The organism is Hydrogenophaga sp. LT287, from assembly GCF_055702805.1.
Genome location: NZ_JBVPZC010000005.1, coordinates 151,100 through 172,962 on the forward strand (window position 1 = coordinate 151,100; position 21,863 = coordinate 172,962).

Below are 21,863 nucleotides of genomic sequence, written 5' to 3' on the forward strand. Positions count from 1 at the left end.
TTTTGATATGAATCAAGTGGGGCGAAGTATGGTGACCCGAGTCCGTCACAACCCTGTCGGCTGGATTACAAAAATGTCAGTTTTCGTCACGCATGCACCATTTCGAGCAAACTTCCGGTCAGGAGAATGTGATCGTGAAAATTCTGATCGTTGAAGACGAACCCAAAGCGGGTAACTACCTCAGCCAAGGCCTGCGCGAGGCCGGCTTTGCCGTGGACCTCGTCACCAATGGCATTGACGGTCTGCACCATGGCCTGGAGGGGGACCACGATCTGGTGATCCTGGATGTCATGCTGCCTGGGTTGGACGGGTGGCAGGTGCTCAAGAGCCTGCGCAGTCAGGGGCGACAGATGCCCGTGCTCTTCCTCACGGCACGCGATCAAGTCGAAGACCGCGTCAAAGGCCTGGAACTGGGTGCTGACGACTACCTGGTCAAGCCGTTTTCGTTTGCCGAGTTGCTGGCCAGGGTCCGGACGGTCCTGCGACGCGGCCGTTCAGGTCTCGAACCCACTTCGATGAAAGTAGCCGACCTGGAGCTCGACCTGCTGCGCCGGCGGGTGACCCGGTCTGGCAAGCGCATCGACCTGACGGCCAAGGAGTTTGGTCTGCTGGAGCTGCTGATGCGCCGCCATGGCGAGGTGCTGCCGCGCTCCCTGATCGCCTCGCAGGTGTGGGACGTGAATTTTGACAGCGATACCAATGTGATCGAAGTGGCCATGCGGCGCTTGCGGGCCAAGGTGGACGATGCATTTGAACCGCGCCTGATCCAGACTGTCCGCGGGATGGGCTACGTCCTCGAAGCACCCGAGCACACACACTGATGTTCGGCCAGTTGTCGCTGACGGCGCGCCTGACCGCGCTGTATACCTTGGTATCGGCCTGCGTTCTGGTCGGGCTGGGCTTCTTGGTCTCGTACGCGGTGATTCGACACTTTGTCGAACTCGATACGGATTACCTCAAGGACAAGATCGACCTTGTGCGAACCATCGTCGGTGACTCACGCTCACCGACGATTGCGATGACTCGCCTTGATGAGTTGTTGACGAGTCACCGCGGATTGCTTGTCGAGCTGCGCAATAACGCGGAGAAAGTGTATGGCGAAAAAGGATCGGTGTTATCCACTTTGCCGTCATCCATCGGTGCAGATGGGCGCACATTCGACTGGAGGGTTGGTGACCAATCCCTGCGCGGTCTGAGAGCAGCGTTGCGACCTCCTGCAAGTTGGCCGGGCCAGGCCGCTGACCGCGCACCACTAGAACTGCTGATCGCACTGGACACAGCGCACCATACCCATTTCATGCAGTCGCTCAGACGCACTCTGGCGCTCTACCTGATAGGCGCGATCTTGATCAGCGGTCTACTGGGGTGGTGGGCCGCCCGCCGTGGCCTGGAGCCGTTGCGAGTCATAAGGGAGCGCACGATGACAGTCACCGCCCAAAAGCTTGATCAGCGCATGCCTGTCGAAGCGGTTCCGGTGGAATTTGCCGATCTGGCGCAAGGGTTGAACGACATGCTCGGCCGGCTTCAGGCGGACTTTTCACGCTTGCAGGAATTCTCTGGCGACCTGGCGCACGAATTGCGAACCCCCATCAACAACCTGCTGACCCAGACCCAGGTGTCGCTGGCGCAGAAGCGGGACGTGAGCGTGTACCAAGACATCCTGGCGTCCAATGCCGAAGAGCTGCAGCGACTGGCCCGGATGGTCTCTGACATGTTGTTCCTGGCCAAAACGGAACATGGGATCGAGTTGCCGAACCGCGAGACCGTGTCGCTCATCGACGAGGTACGGGACCTGTTCGAATTCTACGAAGCGCTGGCGGAGGAGAAGCAAATTGTCATGGAAGCGGATGGAAATGCGCATATCGTTTGCGACCGGCTGATGATCCGCCGCGCGATCAGTAACCTGCTGTCCAACGCGATACGGTACTCGCCGCCGAACGGACCTGTGCGGGTGTCGGTGACCCAGGGTGACGGTCAGATCCAGCTTTGCGTGCACAACGCCGGTCCCGCAATCCCTGCCGCCGACCTCCCACGGCTGTTCGACCGTTTCTACCGGGCAGAGAAGTCGCGCAGTAACCCTGACTCAGAAGGAACGGGTCTGGGTCTGTCCATCATCAGAGCCATCATGGAGGCCCACGGCGGAACGGCATCGGTAGCATCCAATGATCAGATGACCACGTTTTGCCTGTGCTTTTCCACTTGGGCTTTAACGTCCATGGCTTGACCCATGCGCCCGTTACTGTCTTACCTGTTGTGCTCTCCCGTTGCGAAGGTGCTGTCTCTGCCGAGTTGGGTTGGAGGTTTGCGCCTGCCAACACCATGCTCGATTTTCGATCGCACTTCGCTAATCCACGCCCAACCTTTGTAGCGATGCGATCAATGGACAACACACCCGTCCGCGAGCACTGTGGCAATGTTCCACCAGTTCAGACAAGGCAATTTCGATGCGCTGTAAATCCGCAAGTCGGGCGCGTACGTCAGTCAGTTTCCTCTCTCCTTGCGCGCGGGCCTCATCGCAGTGTGATCCGTCTTCCAGTTTGAGCAGCTCGGCCACCTCGTCCAGGCTGAAACCCAGGCGCTGCGCTGCCTTGATGAAATGCACACGCGCCAGATCGACGTCGCCATAGCGGCGGATGCTGCCCTGTGGCCGGGCGGGCTCGGGCATCAGTCCCCGCCGCTGGTAGAAGCGGATCGTTTCCAGATTCACCCCGGCGGCTTGTGCCAGGGCTCCGATGGTGAAAATGTTGGACATGGTGCTTGACTCCGTACTCAGGTACGGCCCTAAGCTTACGCCATGAATACCCATACACCCCGTGATTCCACTCAGAAAACTGGCTTGTTGGCCCTCTTGGCAGGCGGATTGGCGGCCCTGCTTGCGTCTGCCTGCTGCATCGGTCCTTTGCTGTTGCTCTCTGTGGGCATTTCTGGCGCATGGATCGGCCACTTGACTGAATTGGGTCCCTTGCAACCCGTGTTCCTCGGGGTGGCAGTGCTTGCATTGGTGCTGGCCTGGCGCCGCATCTGGCGGCCGACCCAGGTTTGCGAACCGGGCCAGGTCTGTGCGCTGCCACGGGTCAAGCGCGCTTATCAGTGGTTGTTTGGATTGGCAGTGGCCCTGATCGCCGTGGCGCTGGTGTTCCCATTCGTCGCCCACTGGTTTTACTGAAAGGCCCACCATGAAAAAAGTTTCGCTGTCTCTGGCGCTCCTTCTGCTGGCAGGTACGGCATCGACTGCCCCTCAAACCGTCAGGCTGTCGGTGCCAACCATGGACTGCCCTGTTTGTCCCATCACCATCAAGAAGGCCCTGCTTCAGGTGGACGGGGTCAGCCAGGCTCATGTGAACTTCGAGCGCAAAGAAGCCCTGGTCACGTTTGACAACGAACGGACCCAGGTCGATGCCTTGACGCGCGCCACTGCTGGAGCGGGTTATCCATCCACCCTGGCGGAGCGCAAGCCATGAGCGCGGTGAACCTGATCTCCACGCTCACCTGCCCCCATTGTGGGCACAGCAAAACCGAAACCATGCCCACCGACGCGTGCCAGTGGTTCTACAAATGTGAGCGGTGTCACGAGTTGCTCAAGCCCCTGGCGGGTGACTGTTGTGTGTTTTGCTCCTACGGCACTGTTCCGTGCCCGCCCATCCAGGCCGGCAACTGCAACCAATGCGGTGACCTTTGATCAAGATCAACCGGCACCGCCGACTTGAGTCGGCCATGTGCGCCTAGAATCCGCTGATGCGTTTTTTCATCGCTCTCCTGCTGTGCTTGTCCATCCCGCTTCAGGGCTGGGCTGCAGGTGCTGTTGTGCAAACGCCTTGCCCCGTAGGTGAGGCGATGGCGATGGCGATGCAAGGCGCAGATGCTGGTGAGGTGATGGCTGACCTCAGTGACTGCTGCAACGACGCAGCAACAGCAGCGGCGACCGGAAAACTCTGCAAGACCGGCCAGGAATGCCAGGCGCCCGCCGGCTGGGTGTTGCCCTTTTCGCAGCCCGTAGTTCAGTCCCAGTCGTCGAGCGTCCTGCTCGTGACCGTCTCGTTCGCGCCCCCTGGCGGTGCTCCCGCCAGCGTCTGGCGTCCCCCCACGCTCTGACTCCGTTGATTCGGTCTGTGCGCTGCCGCTGAGGTAAGTGCGCAGTCCGTGACGTGGCTGCATGCCTTTGTCGCGCGCAGCCCGGTTCATCTTCATGGAGCAGAGAAATGCAAGCCTATTCAACAGGCATGAACCGGCATGCAAGGCCGGTGGTTCGCGCGATCGCGCCCAAATACATCGTCAACACCGCCACCCTGCTGATCGCCCTGTGGCTGGGCATCGCACCACCCGCCCGCGCATCGGACCACGGGCCGCTGGAGCTTTCAACCGCCGTTCAAGCCGCGCTGGCACGCTCTCAGGCATTGAGTGCGCAGGACGCCGCGGCCCGCTCGGCGCGGGAAGCCGCCGTGGCCGCCGGTCAACGGCCCGACCCGGTGCTGCGGTTCTCGCTCAACAGCCTGCCTATTGAAGGCGACAATCGCCTCAGCACATCGGCCGAGCCCATGACCAGCAAGGCCGTCTCTTTGATGCAGGCGTTCCCCGCTGAGGGAAAACGTCAGGCCCGCTCACAACGCTACGAGCGCGAAGCCGAGGTGGCCCTGGCCATGCGGGCACAGCGCGCGGCCAACTTGCGGCGGGATACCGCCATCGCGTGGTGGGAGCGGCACGCGCAAGAGAAGCGGGTCTCACTGTTGCGATCGCAGCTGAGCGAGAACCGCCTGCAGCTCCAGGCGGCCGAAGCGGCCACGCGTGGCGCGCTGCCCGCTGGTGCCAGCAGCCCTTCGCTGGACTGGTTGAGTGCGCGCGACGCGGTTGCCCAGACGCAGCAAGCCCTGCTGGGTGCCGAGGCCACCCTGGTCAATGCGCGCCAGACCTTGGCCCGCTGGACCGGCATGCCGCTTGATCAGCCCTTGGGCGATGCACCAGCATTGGCTTCATTGGCGCTTTCGGCAACGGGATTCGCGCCCCGGTTGCAGCAGCACCCGGACCTGGTGTTGGCTAGCGCGCGCCTGGCCTCCGCCGAGGCCGACGCCGAATTGGCGCGGCAGGATCGCCAGCCCGACTGGAGCGGCGAGCTGATGTTCAGCCATCGGCGCCCGCGCTACGACAACATGGTTTCGCTGGCGGTGTCGGTGCCCCTGCAATGGAACCGTGCGCAGCGGCAGGACCGCTTGCTGGCTGTGCGGCTGGCCCGAGTGGACGAGCTGCAGGCCGAGCGCGAAGAGCGCTCGCGCGAGGCCCTCGTCGAGGCCGAGCGCTGGCTGGCGGCCTGGCGTGGCGGTCTGGAACAACTGGCGCTGATCGACAAGGAGCGCCTGCCCCTGGCACGCCAGCGCACCGACCTGGCGCAGGCGGCCTACAGCGGCGGCAACGCCCGGCTGGGTGATGTGCTCGCCGCCCGGCGCATGGCCGTGGTGCTGGAGATGGAACGCATCGAGGTGCAGCTCTCGACGTCGCGCCTGTGGGCCCGGCTCGAATACCTCTTGCCCGACTCCGCCGACATGAGTCCCACCGCCGCTGCAACTGCGACTGACGCGGCTGCTTCCCCAATGCAGAAGAACTGACACCATGAAAACCTCTACATCCATTGGCCTGACTGCCGTAGCACTGGCCATCCTGAGCGCCGTGGGTTATGGCGCCTGGACCGCCGGCATGAACGCCGGCATGAACATGGGCACGGCCACTCCCCAGGGCGCGCCCACCGAGGCCAGCACCTCGACACAAGACCCCAGCACCTGGAGCATGAACCAGGGATTCGAGGCCACCGAGCGCCACATGCGTGACGGCCTGAAGGCTGGCGACTTGGACCCGGTGACCGGCTCGAAAATCCTCAATTACCACGACCCCATGGTGCCAGGCAAGAACTTCAATGCCCCCGGCAAGTCGCCTTTCATGGACATGCTGCTGGTGCCGCGCTACGCCGGTAGTGGCGGCGCGACCGACACCGGCGGTGTGACGGTGAGTTCGCGCGTGCAGCAAAACCTGGGGTTGCGCACGGTGGAAGTGACCGAAGGCCGGCTGGACAGCCCGGTGTCGGTGGTCGGCAACGTGGCCTGGAACGAGCGGGACCAGGTGCTGGTCAGCGCCCGGTCGATGGGTTTCGTCGAGCGTCTGCACGTGCGCGCAACGCAGGACCGCGTCGCCAAGGGCGCGCCGCTGGCCGACATCTATGTGCCCAGCTGGGTTGCAGCGCAGGAGGAATACCTGGCTGTGGCCCGCATGGCCGAGCAGGACGCGCAGCTGGTGCCCTTGCGCGAGGCGGCACAGCAGCGCATGCGCCAAGCGGGCATGAGCCCGGCGCAGATCGATCACGTCGTGCGCAGCGGCAATCTGCAACCCCGCTTCACGCTGAGCGCCCCGCTCGGCGGTGTGGTGACGGAGTTGATGGTGAGCGAAGGGGCGACCGTGATGCCGGGCATGACCTTGATGCGGCTGCAAGGCACGGGCAGCGTCTGGGCCGAAGGCCAGGTGCCCGAGAGCCAGGTCGCCCAGCTCAAGCCCGGCGCCGAGGTCAGCGCCACCAGCCCGGCCGCCCCAGGTCAGACCTTCACCGGTCGGCTGCAGGCGCTGCTGCCCTCGGTGGACCCGGCCACCCGCACGATCAAGGCGCGGCTGGAACTGGCCAACCCGCAGGGCCGGCTGGTGCCGGGCATGTTTGTGCAGATGCGCTTGGCCAACCCCGATGCCGGGAAGGTGCTGTTGCTGCCGAGTGATGCTGTGATCCACACCGGCCAGCGCAGCGTGGTGATGTTGGCCGAAGGCGATGGCCGCTTCTCGCCGGTGGAGGTGCGCACCGGCCGCGAAGCGGGTGACCAGACCGAGATTCTGCAAGGTCTGCAAGCCGGCCAGAAAGTGGTGCGCTCGGGCCAGTTCCTGGTCGATTCCGAGGCCAGTCTCAACGGTTTGCTGGCTCGGCTGAGCCCGGCGCCGGAAGCGGGAATGGACAAGCCGATGGCGATGCCGGAGCCGAACAACACCATGCCAGCGGCAACGCATCAGACGCCCGCCAAGGTCAAAGAGGTGGATGGCGACACGGTCACCCTCGACCACCCGGCCATACCGGCGCTCAAATGGCCGGCCATGACGATGGACTTCGGGCTGCCACCAGTCGACCAGAGACCGAAGGATCTGTCGGCAGGCCAATCGGTGGTTATCGAGTTTGAAATGCGCGATGGCGACATCCCCCAGATCACGCGCATCCAGCCCGCCGCCTCGGGAGCGAAGCCATGATCGCGCGCCTGATCCACTGGAGCATTGCCAACCGCTTTCTGGTCTTGATGGCCACGGTGATGATCACCGCCTGGGGTGTGGTCTCGATGCTGCGCACGCCGCTGGACGCGCTGCCCGACCTGTCGGACACGCAGGTCATCATCCGCACCACCTGGCCCGGCCAGGCACCGCAGCTGGTGGAAAACCAGGTCACCTACCCCCTGACCACCACCATGCTCTCGGTGCCCGGCGCCAAGGCCGTGCGCGGGTTCTCCATGTTTGGCGACAGCTTCGTTTACGTGCTGTTCGACGATGGTGTGGACCTGTACTGGGCGCGCTCGCGGGTGCTCGAATACCTGAACCAGGTGCAGTCCCGCCTGCCGGCCACGGCGAAATCGTCTCTGGGCCCAGACGCCACCGGTGTGGGCTGGATCTACCAGTATGCGCTGATCGACCGCACCGGGCGGCAAGACCTGGCCCAGTTGCGTTCGCTGCAAGACTGGTTCTTGCGCTTCGAGCTCAAGACCGTGCCCGACGTGGCCGAGGTCGCCAGCATCGGCGGCATGGTGCGCCAGCACCAGATCGTGCTGGACCCGGACAAACTGGCGGCCTACGGCGTCACGCAGCAGATGGTGAGCGAGTCCGTGGCGCGCGGCAACCAGGAATCCGGTGGCTCGGTGCTGGAGCTGGGCGAAGCCGAATATGCGGTGCGCGCCAACGGCTACCTGAAGACCCTGGACGACTTCCGGGCGCTGCCACTGAAGACCACCGACGCCGGTGTTTCGGTGCGACTGGGCGATGTGGCGCGCGTGCAAATTGGGCCGGAAATGCGGCGCGGCATTGGCGAGCTCAACGGTGAGGGCGAAGCGGTCGGCGGGGTGGTGGTCATGCGCTCCGGCAAAAATGCCTTGCAGACCATCGAGGCGGTCAAGGCGCGGTTGGCAGCATTGCAGCGAGGCTTGCCCGAAGGGGTGGAAATCGTGCCGGTGTACGACCGCTCTGGCTTGATCGAGCGCGCGGCCAGCAACCTGGGCATCAAGTTGCTGGAGGAGTTTGGCGTGGTCGCCCTGGTGTGCGCGCTGTTCCTGTTCCACCTGCGCAGCGCCTTGGTGGCCATCGTCTCGCTGCCGCTGGGCATCCTGGCGGCCTTCATCGTGATGCACCAGCAAGGCGTGAACGCCAACATCATGTCGCTGGGCGGCATCGCCATCGCCATTGGTGCCATGGTGGATGCGGCGGTGGTGATGATCGAAAACGCGCACAAGCACCTGGAACGATGGGCGCACGAACACCCGGGTGAGACGCTCGAAGGCGAAAAGCGCTGGCAGGTGATCGGCCATGCAGCCGCCGAAGTTGGCCCGGCCTTGTTCTTCTCGTTGCTGATCATCACCCTGAGCTTCATCCCGGTGTTCACCCTGCAGGCGCAGGAAGGGCGCCTGTTCGCACCACTGGCCTACACCAAGACCTACGCCATGGCGGCGGCCGCCGGACTGGCGGTCACCCTGATCCCGGTGCTGATGGGCTATCTGGTGCGCGGGCGCATTCCTGAGGAAACCGCCAACCCGCTCAACCGGGGCTTGATCGCGCTGTACAGGCCGGTGCTCAACGCGGTGCTCAGAGCGCCGAAGACCACGTTGTTGGTGACGGCCTTGCTGCTGGGCGTGAGCCTCTGGCCGCTCAAGCACATTGGCGCCGAGTTCATGCCGCCGCTGGACGAGGGCGACCTGCTCTACATGCCAACCGCCTTGCCCGGCCTCTCGGCGGCCAAAGCGGCCGAACTTTTGCAGCAGACCGACCGACTGATCAAGACCGTGCCAGAGGTGCTCACGGTCTACGGCAAGGCCGGCCGCGCTGACAGCGCCACCGACCCGGCGCCGCTGGAGATGTTCGAGACCACCATCCAGTTCAAGCCGCGCGATCAGTGGCGAGCGGGCATGACGCCGGACAAGCTGGTGGACGAGCTTGACCGCACCGTGCGCGTGCCCGGCCTGGCCAACATCTGGGTGCCGCCGATCCGCAACCGCATCGACATGCTCGCCACCGGTATCAAGAGCCCGGTGGGTGTGAAGGTGGCCGGCGCCGATCTGGCCACCATCGACCGCCTCACGCAGCAGATTGAATCGGTGGTCAAGGGCGTGCCCGGCGTCACCAGCGCGCTGGCCGAGCGCCTGAGCGGTGGCCGCTACATCGACGTGGACATCCGCCGCGACGAAGCGGCCCGCTACGGCCTGAACATCGCCGACGTACAGGCCGTGGTCTCTGGTGCGGTGGGCGGCATGAACATTGGCGAAACCGTGGAAGGTCTGCAGCGCTATCCGATCAACCTGCGCTACCCGCGCGACGCGCGCGACTCGCTCGCCGACCTGCGCAATCTGCCCATCGTGACGCCACGCGGCCAGCGCCTGGTGCTGGGAGATGTGGCGCGCCTGCGCATCACCGACGGCCCGCCCATGCTTCGCAGCGAAAACGCGCGCCTGGCCGGCTTCGTTTATGTGGACATTCGTGATCGCGACCTGCGCGGCGCCGTGCTGGACATGCAGAGAGCCGTAGCCGATCAGGTGGACCTGCCTGCGGGGTATTCGGTTTCGTGGTCGGGCCAGTTCGAGTTCCTGGAGCGCGCCAGCGCCCAGCTCAAGCTGGTGGTGCCGTTCACGCTGCTGGTGATCTTCCTCTTGCTGTACCTGACCTTCCGCCGCCTAGACGAGGCCCTGCTCATCATGGCCACGTTACCCTTCGCACTCATCGGTGGCATCTGGCTGCTCTGGGCGCTAGGGCACAACCTGTCGGTGGCCAGCGTGGTGGGCTTCATTGCGCTCGCGGGTGTGGCGGCCGAGTTTGGCGTGATCATGCTCCTGTACCTGAAGCAGGCCTGGGCCTCACGGCTGGAAAAGGGGTTGAACACCGATATCGACCTGCTCGATGCCATCCGCGAAGGCGCTGTTTTGCGCGTACGACCGAAGGCGATGACGGTGGCCGTGATCGTGGCCGGCTTGTTGCCCTTGTTCTGGGGCGCGGGCGCGGGCAGCGAAGTGATGCAGCGCATCGCCGCGCCGATGGTGGGCGGGATGCTCAGCGCCCCGCTGCTGTCCATGCTGGTGGTGCCGGTCATTTATCGGTTGATGAGGAGACCAAACGTTGAGCCTATCCGGTCTTGATGCCGCAAAACAAGGGTGGCGATTGTGAATATGTTCGACCGCCGCTCTTGGCCTTGCCAGGATGATGCGGTCGACGGCACAGCGCCAGCCGACCGGGGATCCCCGATGACTGCGGTGCTGCGCACTTCCGCCATTCGGACCGGCGTTTGTCGTCAAGGCCAACGGCCGGTTTGAGCCGATCAGTGTGAATTCGACTGACTGCTCCAATCGTCTGCAAACGCTGCACTGGAGCCCTCCGGTTGTGCAAAGTCGGTTCCAGCCTGGTTGCTGCCGGTCGAGATTTCCAGCCGAGGGGCCGCGAAAGCTGACTTTGGCTGGCACCCATTTCCGAGGTCAAGAGAATGTTCAAACCGGCATACACAGCTCGTATCTCTCCGTCCTACGAATCCGCGCAGCTACGTCTTCTCCCGATAACTGACGCGGGCATCTGCTTGGTCAATCCGAAACACATTTGTGCCATCTACGCCGTAGGGATTTGGCAACACCACTGCCTCAGGCACTGCAGACAGGGCATTCCTGACGTGGACCAGGACAAATCGGTCGCGTCGCCCCTTCTTTCGGGGTGCAAGCTCCATGGCCAAGGCGATCTCGGAGGATCCCAGCGTGAACGCCGGCTCGTCTCCGGCGCTTGCCTTGACCTCGACCTTGTAGGAGCGTCCTCCTGCGGTGAAGGCGAAGTCACAGCCAGCGCCGTCGTCACACGGGTTGTCGTCGAAAACCTGGCGGCTGTTGGACGAGATCCAGGATGACGCGGTCACGACATCGGCTCCGTACCGGTGGCGGAGCATCTCGAAGACGTGGATCTCCCCCGCCAAACCGATCAGCTCGTCAACCGCTTTCGGTTGTCGCTGCGGAGGCTTTGTCGGCCTGGGGTTCGAGGTCTCCTTTCGTTCGCGCTCCTTCCCGACGTCGACGGGCAGCAACGCTGCGGGTCGGCCCAAGTCCATCGGAGTCTCGGCCGCCAACCTCTGGAACTCAACGCGCTCCTGCAGGAAGTGCCAGAGCAGAGATCGGTTCTCGTCCGAGGCATCGAAATCCTCACCGCAGACCTGGACGACTTGGCGCAGGCGCAGGGCCTCTGCACGTTGGGCAGCAAGGCGGGCGTCGGCGTCGTTGAGATCCTGGTCCGTGATGCCCAAGCCGGAACGAAGCGACTCAAGATCCACGCACGCCTCGATCACAGTGAAGAATGTAAGTGGCGACCTCAGCGTAGGCCCCGATTGCCGCAGGTCGGCGAACACGTCGGCTTCCGTCAACGACTGGCTGTAGGCTCTATCTCCGAACGACGCTTTCGCTTGCCCGACGAGATCCTCGCGAAGACTTCGCCAATCGCCGAACGATGCGGTTGCCCCGCTCTTCACCCACCAGGCCTGCCGAAGTCGATCAATGCCTTCGCAGACGGTCGCGATGCATTGGTAGTTGGCCCGGCACCGTTCGTCCGGATCACTCGACAGGTCCACGCCCAGGGCCGCGAGCCTGCCGCGAAGACTGGCAGGCGACTCGCTCTCCCTCAAGGCATTCGCAATCTCGACGCCGCCGGGCCAGTCCTTCACCATCTTGCCGACCAACTCCATCGCCTTCGGGAAATCGATCTCCCAATGCTCTTGCGCCATGGATGAGCTCCCAGCGCCCAGGGCTTCGTAGAAGGTCAGCATTTCCTTGTACGGAATCGACTCGGGCTCGTGCAGCAGGTGCGCCGCGATCCGCTTTGCCAGGCCGCGATACTCGTCGAGGTGCGCCCGCAGTTGCTGCAGCCAATCGCGGTTCTCCAGCGTTGAACGCCCCAGCCGAGCCAGCGCGGCATTCCATAACGGCAAGGCAACGCGCTGACCCATCAACCTCGACAAGGTCAAGCCGAACTCGAAGGCGTCGCGGGACTCCATGGCCAGCCGGATGATGTCTGGTGTCGGCACATCTGCCGGCGCGATCGCTGCCACCGCGGCGGCCAGATCTTTGTCCGTCTCCGCCTCCACCAGACCGGATAGATCACAACCAGGCTGCAGCAGATCACACAGCACTTGCAGCAGCCGGGCAGCGTGCCCGACATCGCCGCGCAGATGTTGTCGGACCGCATCGAGTTGCTCAACCGAGAGCTTGAGTGTGGCCAGCACGTCCGCCAGGCTCTCCGGTGCATCGTCGATGCCGGAGAGCGGGCCGAGCAGGATTCGTAGCGGCAGTTCGAGATCGTCGCGCTCAATGGACTGCGCCAGGGCCGTCGCGATGCTCGCCGGTTTAGCCTTGGCCTGCCCGGACACGAGAAGCGTCTTTTTGCCCGAATCCCAATGCGCGGGCACATCAGTTCTCATGACCTCGACATCGCCGCTCATCACCACCAGTTCGATCCGCTCGACCCAGTCGACCCGCATTTCGCGCAGAAGGTCAAGACGCTCGCGGAACGCTGGCGCATGGACACCTCGAATCTGCTGATAGAACGCTACCAACGTCAGCAAGGGCGCAGTCAGCCAGCCGAGGGCGCTCTCGGACAGCGGTTCCGCCAAGTCGCCGCTCCAAGATGCGCCATCGACGCGCGGTACCAGCTTCAATTGGGACGTGGGCACTACGCGCTCGCCGTAGGCCGCAACGAACCAGTCTCGAAGCGTTGCCGCGTCCTGAGGGTAGAGCGTGAGGACGTTGACACCGAACTGCTCTAGGTCTGCTGCCAGCGTGCCTTTGTCGGGTAGGTAAACCGCCTGTCCATCCTTCATCTCGTGTTTGAGAAGCGGTGTCGCCTTCGACCGCACCGGTAGATTATCCAGGGCTACCTGCCCGGCCCGTGGCCGGAATCGATGCCACGCATCGCGAATCTGACCAAGCAACACGTTCGGCTCCGGCGCAGCTTCACTGTCGATGGCCGAGATCAGTTCGCGCAGCAGCCTTGGGTCATTCGTTTCGTTGTGCAGATCGAGGAAGGGCATGCCCAGCAGGTGGACAACCGATGCGAGCCCTGGGTCGGTGTCGAGTCGGCGGGCGAGCGTGTAGGGCAATGCGCGCAGATGCGCGAAATGTGTGGATCGGCGGAGGATCGCTTCAGCCGGCACGTGCCATCTTTCATCGGGTCGCCACCAATGGATGGTGTTCCGCACGCCTGGCACAGCGAGCCAGTCCCGCGTCTGGAGGAAGTACCTCAGCGGGCTTGGGCCCGACCTGCGATCAGCTTGCCCGCCCCGCTTGACAAAACTCAGCGGATCTATGCCTTCGCCCCACTTCGGCAGGCTTCGCAGAACAAGCTCGCTTAGATCCACGCGCGCCGAATCCGGCAATTGGCCATCGCCCATGCCGGGGAAATGGTGAAGCGTCCCCACGCTGTAAGGCTGCAGGCCCTGGAAGCCGCCCCGCAGGCTCGACCCGATATGCTTCTTGTAGTCGGCCCAGAACGCCCCATCGAGCCCAGGAGGGGCTGCCGACGGTAGATCGAAGCTGTTCATCGACGCATGGAACTGGCTCGACCAGTCCTCGGTTTTGACGGTCTCCAGCCTCAGGCCATCGAACACGCCACCCCTGCGCAGCAGTTCCAGCGAACTGGCGCCCAGGCCCTCCCACGCCGCATCATCCGGCGGAACCAGCAACCGGCTGCGCGCGCGCTTGGCGGCGGAGCCGGGTACCGCGTCGAGGAATGACGCCAGAAGATCCCCGGTGGTTGCTGGCCACCCGGCGCCGAAACTCGCCTCCGACATCGGGTACCAGCCGCCGCGGCATGGCACCGGAATCGGTCGAAGCAGCGCCATCACGGCGTCCGATCCGCGCTCGCGCGCGACGGCACTCCGAATCATGCTGAGCGCCCAGCGCAAGATGGCCATGCAGCGTTCCGCTTCCGGCCCCTTCAGCTTGGCCGGCAGCTCTGGCATGGCGTCCTTCAAGGTCCCTGTAAAGATGGCTTCCACACGGAACTGCGTGACGAGGCCCGCTGCCAAATATCTGCGCACGGCAGTCTGCCGCGCGGGTCGGCTGTCTGGCTCGTAGACCGTGATGCTCTCGTGCAAGAACGCCACGGTCGACTGCAGGCTGGCGGGAACGTCGATCGGCGCGCCCTCGCTGCCGATGTCACTGTCATCGTCCGTTCCCTGACGCGGGACGAAGAACACGCGCTCGGCGCCGCTTGCAGCGTGCAACCGATCATCATTCCCCAGGATCACGGGGTACCGAGCCAATGCCTCCTGTCCTTGGGGCAACAGCAGGGTCACGTCGTGCCAGAAGGCATTCCAGTCACCGCCCTCGCGGTGAATCTCACCGGCGATGTTGGCCACCGTCGCCGCCAATTGTTGCGCCGGGACCGCGGGGCCCCGATAAGGCGGGCGTGAAGTGGCGAGCGCCACGATCTGGCCTCGACGCGATGCCAGCCCGGCGTGGAAGGCATCGAACGTTGCGTGCTTGCGCAACAGCCCTTCGTCGATGAGCCGTGTCCGGTCCGTGTCCGGGACCAGTGCCGTCGCACCCAGCTTGCGCCAGCCGCGATCAGCCAGCGCCAGCGCCTCTTCGTCGAAGGAGACCTTCGTACGCTGGAATGCCGCGTCGACCAGCTGAGTCCATCGCGTCGATGCCGCCGCGTCGCTGCCGTACGGTGCCAGCATGTCCAAGACCATGCGCGCCTCGTCCAACTGTTTGCCAGCGAGTTGTCCGCGTACGACCTCCACCACCACGCTGGCCGCGGTATTCAGCAGCCGGCGGTTGTAGCCGTCATTGAACGAGATGTCGGTGCGGCTCATGTTGCCGAAGAACGGCGCGTTGATATGCACCGCAGCGCCGGTCGGTATGCCGGTTGGAAGGTAGATACTGAAGACACCGGCCTCCGGCAAGTCGGCCTTCCTGACCGCGACCGATACGGACACATCCTTGATCTCCGGCCAGCGGCCCGGCAGCGCCTTCACGGCCGCCCGAAACTCCTCGTTCGTATCGGCGATGTGAAGCTGGCGCGTCCACACCTCGTAGTCGCGGCTGTCAGCTTGTCCGTCTGACAAGCGAACTGTGCGACTAGCCAGCGCTCCGGTTCCCGGGGTCGTCTCGCGGCGGATCACCCGGTCCGACGGCGCAGCACCGGCCAACTCCAGCGCCCGCACTCGTTCCAGGAACAGCAGCGTCGTCGGACTCAACTGCGCCATGTGCTCGCGCACCAGATTCGTCGCGGCGTCCGACTTCAGCGGCAACCGGATTACGGACATGAAACCTTTCGCCTCGAGCGCCTTAACCGCAGCGTTCTGCACCTGGTGGCGGGGCACGGGCAACAGGTAAGGTGAGAGAAACCGGGTCTCCGCCGCCAGCCAACCCGCTTCTGCGGCCTGGACGCGGCGGCGAAACTTGTCCAGCAAGGCCTCTGCCCAATCCACGATCGGCCGCCCGGTCACTGGAGAGGCCGGTACCGCCCCCCCCCCCGCCAGCGCCTCCATCGGCCCCTTCAGGTCTTGAACGACCTCGGGCTCGAAGCCAAAGCAGTAGCCGTCAAACACCGTGCTGGTCGCACTGGCCCGCGAGTAGATTTCCGGCCGCTCCGACACCTCCAGCACGCTCCTGAAGCCCAGGCCCTTGTTGCCGATGCTCTTCTGCGGGTCCTTGTCGCTCTGGCCCAGTGCGGAGAGCCGTTCGAAGTTTGACCGGGTGAACGGCTGCCCATCGTTGGCGACCAGCAGCGTTCCGTGCGGCGAGTCCTGCAAGTCCAGCACGATGGCGATCCGCGCCGGCTGGTCGGCAGTGGGCTCTTCGTACAGCGCGTCGTGGGCGTTCTGGATCAGCTCGATCAGGAAGCGGCCGTGATATTGGTGCTCTACCTGTTCGGTCAGGCTGTGCAGGCTGCGGTAGTTGGAAACCCCTTCGGCCACCTCGAAGAGAAAGGTCCTGATTTTTGCCGCCGTCAGTGCTTCCACCTGCGTTCGAGGATCAGGTCGCAGACCTTCAGCGTCGTCATTGGTAGCGCCCATTAGTTCCTCTTCGCCTCCTTTGCGGCCATCTTAACGGCGCACGCCAACTTCCCATGGCAGCGTGATGGCAGGCTGATTTTCCTCATCCCAATCAGTGGCGCCCGTGGAGCGCACACGGGATGTTTGTGCACTGCCGCAGACCGATGACCAATGACCGATGACCGCAGAGTGCCTGACACCGAACATCAAGCGTGCGTCGCCGACGGGCGGCTTACGCTGCATGAATGTCGCTGAGCTGAACGCCACGGTTTGCTGTACCTTGGCGAAAATCGCAACTCACACCCTGCTTCCACCGCACAGATCTAAATCCGCAACCCTTCCCCACCCCGCCGCCGCAACGCCTCGTACAGCTCCGCCGGCCCAAGCAAGATGTCCCTCAGCCCCGCGCGTACCCGCTCCGAATCCAGCGCCTGCTTGCTCATGGTGGTGTGGGCTGCAAACGCGTCCATGATGGCGTTCATCATTTCGCTGTTGAGGTCGGGTGAGTTAGCGAACTGTTCCTTTGTGTTGTTCGACGCCTGCTGCACCAGCACGTCAGATTCCAGCAGCTTGCCCTTGAGCACGTTATTCACGTAGACCAGTTTGTCGTCGTCCGTCAACTCGCCATCGAACAGGTCGTTGACCTTGGCCAAAATCTCAGACAGCAGAACCTTCACTTTTTCTTGTACCTCGCCACCACCGGTGTCGGTCATGGCTGCCAGCTTGTAATCGCCGGTGTTCTGGTGCAGGTTCAGGTCGCGGGGTCCTTGCTCTTTGAGCTTGTGGTGGGTGAGCACCACTTTGCTCAGGTCCACCCCTTCGCGTTCACGGCCAAAGTCCAGCAAGGGCAGCAGGCGCTTGAAGAAAATGGCTCGCTTCTCCATCGCCGTGTTTCCGTAGTCGAACACCTGCGAGAGAAACGCATACACCCGAACAAACGTGCCCAGGTCGCGCTTGAACAGTGTCAGCGCGTCCACTTCGTCTTTGGCTTCTTGGGCAGCCTTGGCATGGTTCGCAGCCAGGGCGGCCGATTGTTTTTGCTGGGCGGCTTTGTACCGTTTGAGCAGGCGGTCGGCCACTGGCTCAATCGCGCTGATCAGCATGGCCTGCGTGGCCTTGGGGTTGGTCTCAACCAGCGCCACCCGCTCCACCTCGAAGTCGTCGTAGTGGCCCGAAGCATCCAGCTTGGCCCGCAGGTCAAACACCAGGTTCGGGTCGGTCACGCCGGCCAACTCGGCCGTGTCGTAATACGTCTTGAACGCTTCCAGCACTTCATCCGGATCGTTCACGAAGTCGAGGATGTAGGTTGTGTCCTTGAAACCAAACGGGCCACTGTAAGCCCGGTTCAGCCGGCTCAAGGTCTGCACCGCCTGAATGCCACCCAGCCGCTTGTCCACGTACATGCCACACAGCAGCGGCTGGTCAAAGCCGGTCTGGAACTTGTTGGCTACCAGCAAGATTTGGTATTCGTCGGTACCAAATGCCTCGCGCATGTCCCGGCCTTTCAGGTTCGGGTTCAGCGCGGCGCTGTTCTCCGTCACCGGGTCGGGCAGGCTTTGGGCGTCGGAGATCTCGCCAGAAAACGCCACCAGCGTGCCCAGCTTGTAGCCGTTGTCTTTGATGTACTTGTCTATCGCCAGTTGCCAGCGCACCGCCTCCAGTCGGCTACTTACCACCACCATGGCCTTGGCGTTGCCGTTCAGCAGGGGCTGTACGTTTTCGCGGAAGTGTTCCACCACCACCGCCACCTTTTGGCTGATGTTGTAGGGGTGCAGCTTCACCCAGCCCATCAGGCCCTTCATGGCCTCGCTGCGCTCTACGGCTTTTTCGTCCCATTCCTGGCCGTTGTGGGCCAGCTTGAATGCCAGCTTGTAGGGCGTGTAGTTCTTCAACACGTCGAGGATGAAACCCTCTTCAATCGCCTGGCGCATGGAATACACATGGAACGCCGCGGGCAGGTTGTCCGGGCCAGCAGGCAGTTCAGGCTTGGGCCGGCGGCCAAACAGTTCCAGCGTCTTGGCCTTGGGCGTGGCCGTGAAGGCCACGTAGGTCACCCCCGCCGGGTCGGCGCGGATACTCATTTGAGAGGCCAGCACGTCTTCGCTGTTCACCTCGCCGCCATCGGCCAGCTCTTTCAGTTCATCGGCCGTTAGCACCTGCTTGAGCCGGCCGCCCGCGTCGCCCGCATGCGAGCTGTGTGCCTCGTCGGCGATCACCACAAAGCGCTTGCCCTTCGTCGCCGCCAGTTCCTTCACCGCCTCCAGTGCAAACGGAAAGGTCTGGATGGTGCACACCACGATCTTTTTACCGCCCGACAAGGCCTGCGCCAGCGCGGCGCTCTTGGCACCCTCGGCGTTGGTGATGGTGGCCACCACGCCGGCCGTGCGCTCGAAGTCAAAAATGGCTTCCTGCAACTGCGCATCCAACACATTGCGGTCGCTCACCACCAGCACGGTGTCAAAGAGCTTGCGGTGCTCGGCATCGTGCAGGTCGGCCAGAAAGTGCGCCGTCCAGGCAATCGAATTGGTCTTGCCCGAACCGGCTGAGTGCTGGATCAGGTAGCGCTGCCCGGGGCCTTCTGCCAGCACCTGGGCGGTCAGCTTGCGCGTCACGTCGAGCTGGTGGTAGCGCGGGAAGATCACGCCCTTGATCTGCTTCTTGCTGTCGCGCTGGGTCACCAGGTAACGGCCAATGATCTCCAGCCAACTGTCGCGCTGCCACACGGCTTCCCACAGGTAGGCGGTGCGGTGGCCGCTAGGGTTCAGCGGATTGCCGGCTGCGCCACGGTCGCCCTGGTTGAACGGCAGGAAGCGCGTGGCCGGCCCCTGCAGCCGGGTGGTCATCATCACGGCGCTGTTGCTCACCGCGAAGTGCACCAGCGCGCCGCGCGGGAAGTCCAGCAAGGGCTCGGCAAACGGCTTGCCCTTGGGTTTGGGTATGCGCTCAAAACGGTACTGGTCCACCGCCTCGTTCACGTCTTGCGTGAAGTTGGTCTTGAGTTCGACTGTGGCCACCGGAATGCCGTTGAGGAACAGCGTCAGGTCGATGATGTCGTCGTGGTTGGTGCGCACCTGCCGGTGCACGCGCAGCCGGTTGGCGGCGTAGCGGGCCTGCAGGTCGGGGTTCATGGCCAGGGCCGGCTTGAACTGCGCCAGTTTCAGCGGCGCTTTCAGCCCCAGCATCTCGATGCCAAAGCGCAGCACCTCCAGCGTGCCGCGCTCGTCCAGTTGCTTGCGCAGCCGGTCCAGCAACACGGCATCCGCCGCCGGGCCGTGGCTCTTGCTCAGGGCTTCCCAAGCCTGCGGCTGGGTTTCCTGCACCCAGGCCACCACGTCGGCCGGGAAGAGCGCGCGTGGCGTGTCATAGCCCTTGCCGGGCTCGCCGTACTGCCAGCCGTGTGCGGCCAGGTGGTCGCAGATGTCGGTTTCGAGCTTGATCTCGTTGTGCAGTGCCACAGTCAAATATCCCCGCGGCCGGTGGTCGGCTGATGTGATGGCAGGTTGTCTTCCCAGGCAGCGTAGGTGATGGATGTACCCTTCAAGCGCCAACTGGTCCGGCCGTTGTCAGTCCTTCCGAGTACCGCGGCCGAGGCCGCGCTGGGGCTCTTGAAACCAACATCATGGGCGAAGATCAGATGGCTTCCATCAGGCGACACAACCAGATCACCAGCGTTTTTCAGATCTTCGCGAAGCTGCTGGTATGAGTGAGCTTGGCCGCTCCAACCCACCTTTGCTTGTGACCCGGCCAGTACCGTGAAAGTCTTGCCATCTTCGCGGGCGCTGGCTACCAGTCCATGACGTGAGCTTTCCAGCTCAAATAGTGCGTCATCGCCCGTCTGTTCCAGGTCAACCAGCAACGCTTCAGCTTGCTGCTGTTTGCTCTGACGATCTTCTAACCGCCAGTGCAGTTCCAGCTTGGCAAGCAGTTCAGCTTGCCGATCCTGCATGACCTGCTTGGTCCACTCAGGGTGCTGGAGCACTTGTGTGGTCAGCGAGAAAGACGAAACACCGCCCTTGGTGAAATAGGCGGCTTTCTTTTTCTCAAACTCATAGTTGCTGGCCGCGCTGTTCTTTTTGCGACTCAATAACGTCAGGTTGCCCAAGCGGTGAACCCAACGTGAATGATCTTGTGGATCAGAAACCCAGTTGAGCCACTGACTGTTGGGTGCTGGCTGTTGTGGCATCACATGCTCGACAGACACCACATCATGCTGATAGGTGGCAGAAGCATCTGAGAGCAACCTGTCCAATCGCAGTAGCAACACCGCAAGTGCTCGTGGCGAGTGCGTGTCGTACAAAGGTCCGTTCAAAGCCGCATAGGTTTCGAACTGTTCAGCCGGGCTCAGTTGGAGTGGCGATGTCGATGCAAAGAGATCCTGGTCCTTTTCAATCGCAGCGGTGAGCGTCGAAAAACGTTCGATCCGTTCGTTCACGCCCGCTTTGCGCACGAGCATCGCGTAGCCAAGCCGTTCCAGATCCATGAAAAACTGAAGAACCTGATCCGGCGATTCGCGGTGCCGTATGAAAAAGGCCAAGGCCGGGGGAACCCAATCCTTGAACTCCAGGCGATTGAGCCACTTCAGATGCTCGTTGACTTGTTCGGCATGCTTAGTGCTGGCGTAGTTGGCATCTCGAAGCTCGCCGAAGGCCTGAGCCATGGGCAACAGCACTTCGTCCATAAAAGACTTGGGCGCCTTGGCCGGACTGACGTGTTCCTTGAACTCTTTCAACAGCGTCGCTTGCGGCTTGGCTTTGCGATACACCATCCGGATGTGACTGAACAAGTCACCAAATTCGTCGCGACCCAAATCGTCTTCCTGGTCTTCCCACTTTTTCGTGTAGGTGTCTCGTAGCTCGTCCTCGACGCCACCGATGATCTCTGCCTTCAGGATATCCGTGGCGCTCAGGTCAAGGCCACGGCTGTTGAGCACGCCGAAGATGCGATACGCCGAATCAAGGTCAGGGGTCGCTACCGTCACGAGGTAACAGGAGGTCATGATGAACTGCACCAGGCGAAACAACTCGGGTTCGCTCCGCTTGGCCAGTTCTTCCATGAAGACGCCAGCATTGTCTTTCAGCCGCTTTTGCGCATCGGAAAGTTTGCTGTTCAGCCCGCCAAGGTCCACGAGGCCGCCTTCGTGCTGCACGTATTGCTTGAAGAAGTCGCGGTCACGATCACGCAAGGACAGGCGATACCTTGCCTTCGTCCCTTTGGCCAGATTCCCTTTCTCATAAATGCAGGAGGTGATGCCGACTTGCATCTCTCCGTTATTCACACAGGCACGCAAGGCGGAAAGCAACAAAGTGAGCGTCGTCAATCGCTGCTGACCATCAACGACGGTGGCCTCTGGAGAGCTTTTTCCCTTGATGAGGACGATGCTGCCCAGGAAGTAGGGTTGAGCGTCGGCAAGGTCTTGCGGCGCTACGGCCAATGCACTCGACAAGTCATCGAGCAACTCGCTGGCTTGATCTTGACCCCATGAGTAGGGGCGTTGATAGCCGGGAATCGTGAAAACGTATTCATCGCTGAAGATCTGCGACAGCGATTGCTCTTTGGCGGTTAGCGTATCGGACACATT

General features: G+C 63.0%; 13 protein-coding genes. 9 read left to right on the plus strand and 4 right to left on the minus strand.

All coding sequences use genetic code 11. From position 1 onward, the window contains the following. Window positions 1-134 precede the first annotated feature (134 nt). Both AC0GNR_RS06720 and AC0GNR_RS06725 read left to right on the plus strand, forming a co-directional pair. Window positions 135-821 carry a heavy metal response regulator transcription factor gene (locus AC0GNR_RS06720; RefSeq protein WP_472900193.1) on the plus strand — a complete coding sequence of 229 codons (687 nt, stop codon included), beginning with the start codon at window positions 135-137 and terminating at the stop codon, window positions 819-821. Beyond that, window positions 821-2,224: a heavy metal sensor histidine kinase gene (locus AC0GNR_RS06725; RefSeq protein WP_472900194.1), complete on the plus strand. Its 1,404-nt coding sequence runs from the start codon at window positions 821-823 to the stop codon at window positions 2,222-2,224. Before AC0GNR_RS06720 ends, AC0GNR_RS06725 begins: the two co-directional genes overlap by 1 nt. 120 nt (window positions 2,225-2,344) lie before the next feature. Here AC0GNR_RS06725 and merR read toward each other — a convergent pair whose 3' ends face one another. Then, window positions 2,345-2,752 (minus strand): Hg(II)-responsive transcriptional regulator, encoded by a 408-nt coding sequence (gene merR, locus AC0GNR_RS06730; RefSeq protein WP_472900195.1) that lies wholly within the window; start codon window positions 2,750-2,752, stop codon window positions 2,345-2,347. A gap of 42 nt (window positions 2,753-2,794) precedes the next feature. Between merR and merT the strand changes: the two genes are divergently transcribed. From merT to AC0GNR_RS06765, 7 genes are all read left to right on the plus strand, one after another. Beyond that, on the plus strand, window positions 2,795-3,166 hold the full coding sequence (gene merT, locus AC0GNR_RS06735) for a mercuric ion transporter MerT (protein WP_472900196.1): 372 nt from the start codon (window positions 2,795-2,797) through the stop codon (window positions 3,164-3,166). A gap of 10 nt (window positions 3,167-3,176) precedes the next feature. Further along, window positions 3,177-3,461, plus strand: a complete 285-nt coding sequence (gene merP / locus AC0GNR_RS06740; RefSeq protein WP_472900197.1) for a mercury resistance system periplasmic binding protein MerP — start codon at window positions 3,177-3,179, stop codon at window positions 3,459-3,461. Beyond that, a complete protein-coding gene (locus tag AC0GNR_RS06745) occupies window positions 3,458-3,679 on the plus strand; it encodes a GDCCVxC domain-containing (seleno)protein (RefSeq protein WP_472900198.1) in 222 nt (73 codons plus the stop codon). Before merP ends, AC0GNR_RS06745 begins: the two co-directional genes overlap by 4 nt. Window positions 3,680-3,735: 56 nt before the next feature. Next, window positions 3,736-4,092 carry a hypothetical protein gene (locus tag AC0GNR_RS06750; RefSeq protein ID WP_472900199.1) on the plus strand — a complete coding sequence of 119 codons (357 nt, stop codon included), beginning with the start codon at window positions 3,736-3,738 and terminating at the stop codon, window positions 4,090-4,092. A gap of 107 nt (window positions 4,093-4,199) precedes the next feature. Continuing rightward, a complete protein-coding gene (locus tag AC0GNR_RS06755; protein WP_472900200.1) occupies window positions 4,200-5,597 on the plus strand; it encodes a TolC family protein in 1,398 nt (465 codons plus the stop codon). Window positions 5,598-5,601: 4 nt separating this feature from the next. Then, window positions 5,602-7,263, plus strand: a complete 1,662-nt coding sequence (locus tag AC0GNR_RS06760; protein ID WP_472900201.1) for an efflux RND transporter periplasmic adaptor subunit — start codon at window positions 5,602-5,604, stop codon at window positions 7,261-7,263. Next, on the plus strand, window positions 7,260-10,397 hold the full coding sequence (locus AC0GNR_RS06765) for an efflux RND transporter permease subunit (protein WP_472900202.1): 3,138 nt from the start codon (window positions 7,260-7,262) through the stop codon (window positions 10,395-10,397). The genes AC0GNR_RS06760 and AC0GNR_RS06765 overlap by 4 nt, the downstream gene beginning before the upstream one ends. Window positions 10,398-10,792: 395 nt before the next feature. Here AC0GNR_RS06765 and AC0GNR_RS06770 read toward each other — a convergent pair whose 3' ends face one another. The 3 genes from AC0GNR_RS06770 to AC0GNR_RS06780 all read right to left on the minus strand — a co-directional run bounded on the left by AC0GNR_RS06770 (window position 10,793) and on the right by AC0GNR_RS06780 (window position 21,860). After that, window positions 10,793-16,306: a sacsin N-terminal ATP-binding-like domain-containing protein gene (locus AC0GNR_RS06770; protein ID WP_472900203.1), complete on the minus strand. Its 5,514-nt coding sequence runs from the start codon at window positions 16,304-16,306 to the stop codon at window positions 10,793-10,795. Between the two features lie 302 nt (window positions 16,307-16,608). Beyond that, window positions 16,609-19,740: a type I restriction endonuclease subunit R gene (locus AC0GNR_RS06775; protein WP_472900204.1), complete on the minus strand. Its 3,132-nt coding sequence runs from the start codon at window positions 19,738-19,740 to the stop codon at window positions 16,609-16,611. Window positions 19,741-19,742: 2 nt separating this feature from the next. Next, complete coding sequence (locus AC0GNR_RS06780; RefSeq protein ID WP_472900205.1) at window positions 19,743-21,860, minus strand: DUF4357 domain-containing protein; 2,118 nt, start codon at window positions 21,858-21,860, stop codon at window positions 19,743-19,745. Window positions 21,861-21,863 lie beyond the last annotated feature (3 nt).

Excerpts from the sequence above, each read along its gene's own strand:
- AC0GNR_RS06760 (WP_472900201.1), top strand. The coding sequence starts at position 5,602 with ATGAAAACCTCTACATCCATTGGCCTGACTGCCGTAGCACTGGCCATC.
- AC0GNR_RS06725 (WP_472900194.1), top strand. The coding sequence starts at position 821 with ATGTTCGGCCAGTTGTCGCTGACGGCGCGCCTGACCGCGCTGTATACC.
- merT (WP_472900196.1), top strand. The coding sequence starts at position 2,795 with ATGAATACCCATACACCCCGTGATTCCACTCAGAAAACTGGCTTGTTG.
- AC0GNR_RS06750 (WP_472900199.1), top strand. The coding sequence starts at position 3,736 with ATGCGTTTTTTCATCGCTCTCCTGCTGTGCTTGTCCATCCCGCTTCAG.
- AC0GNR_RS06770 (WP_472900203.1), bottom strand. The coding sequence starts at position 16,306 with ATGGGCGCTACCAATGACGACGCTGAAGGTCTGCGACCTGATCCTCGA.
- merR (WP_472900195.1), bottom strand. The coding sequence starts at position 2,752 with ATGTCCAACATTTTCACCATCGGAGCCCTGGCACAAGCCGCCGGGGTG.
- AC0GNR_RS06745 (WP_472900198.1), top strand. The coding sequence starts at position 3,458 with ATGAGCGCGGTGAACCTGATCTCCACGCTCACCTGCCCCCATTGTGGG.
- AC0GNR_RS06755 (WP_472900200.1), top strand. The coding sequence starts at position 4,200 with ATGCAAGCCTATTCAACAGGCATGAACCGGCATGCAAGGCCGGTGGTT.
- AC0GNR_RS06765 (WP_472900202.1), top strand. The coding sequence starts at position 7,260 with ATGATCGCGCGCCTGATCCACTGGAGCATTGCCAACCGCTTTCTGGTC.
- merP (WP_472900197.1), top strand. The coding sequence starts at position 3,177 with ATGAAAAAAGTTTCGCTGTCTCTGGCGCTCCTTCTGCTGGCAGGTACG.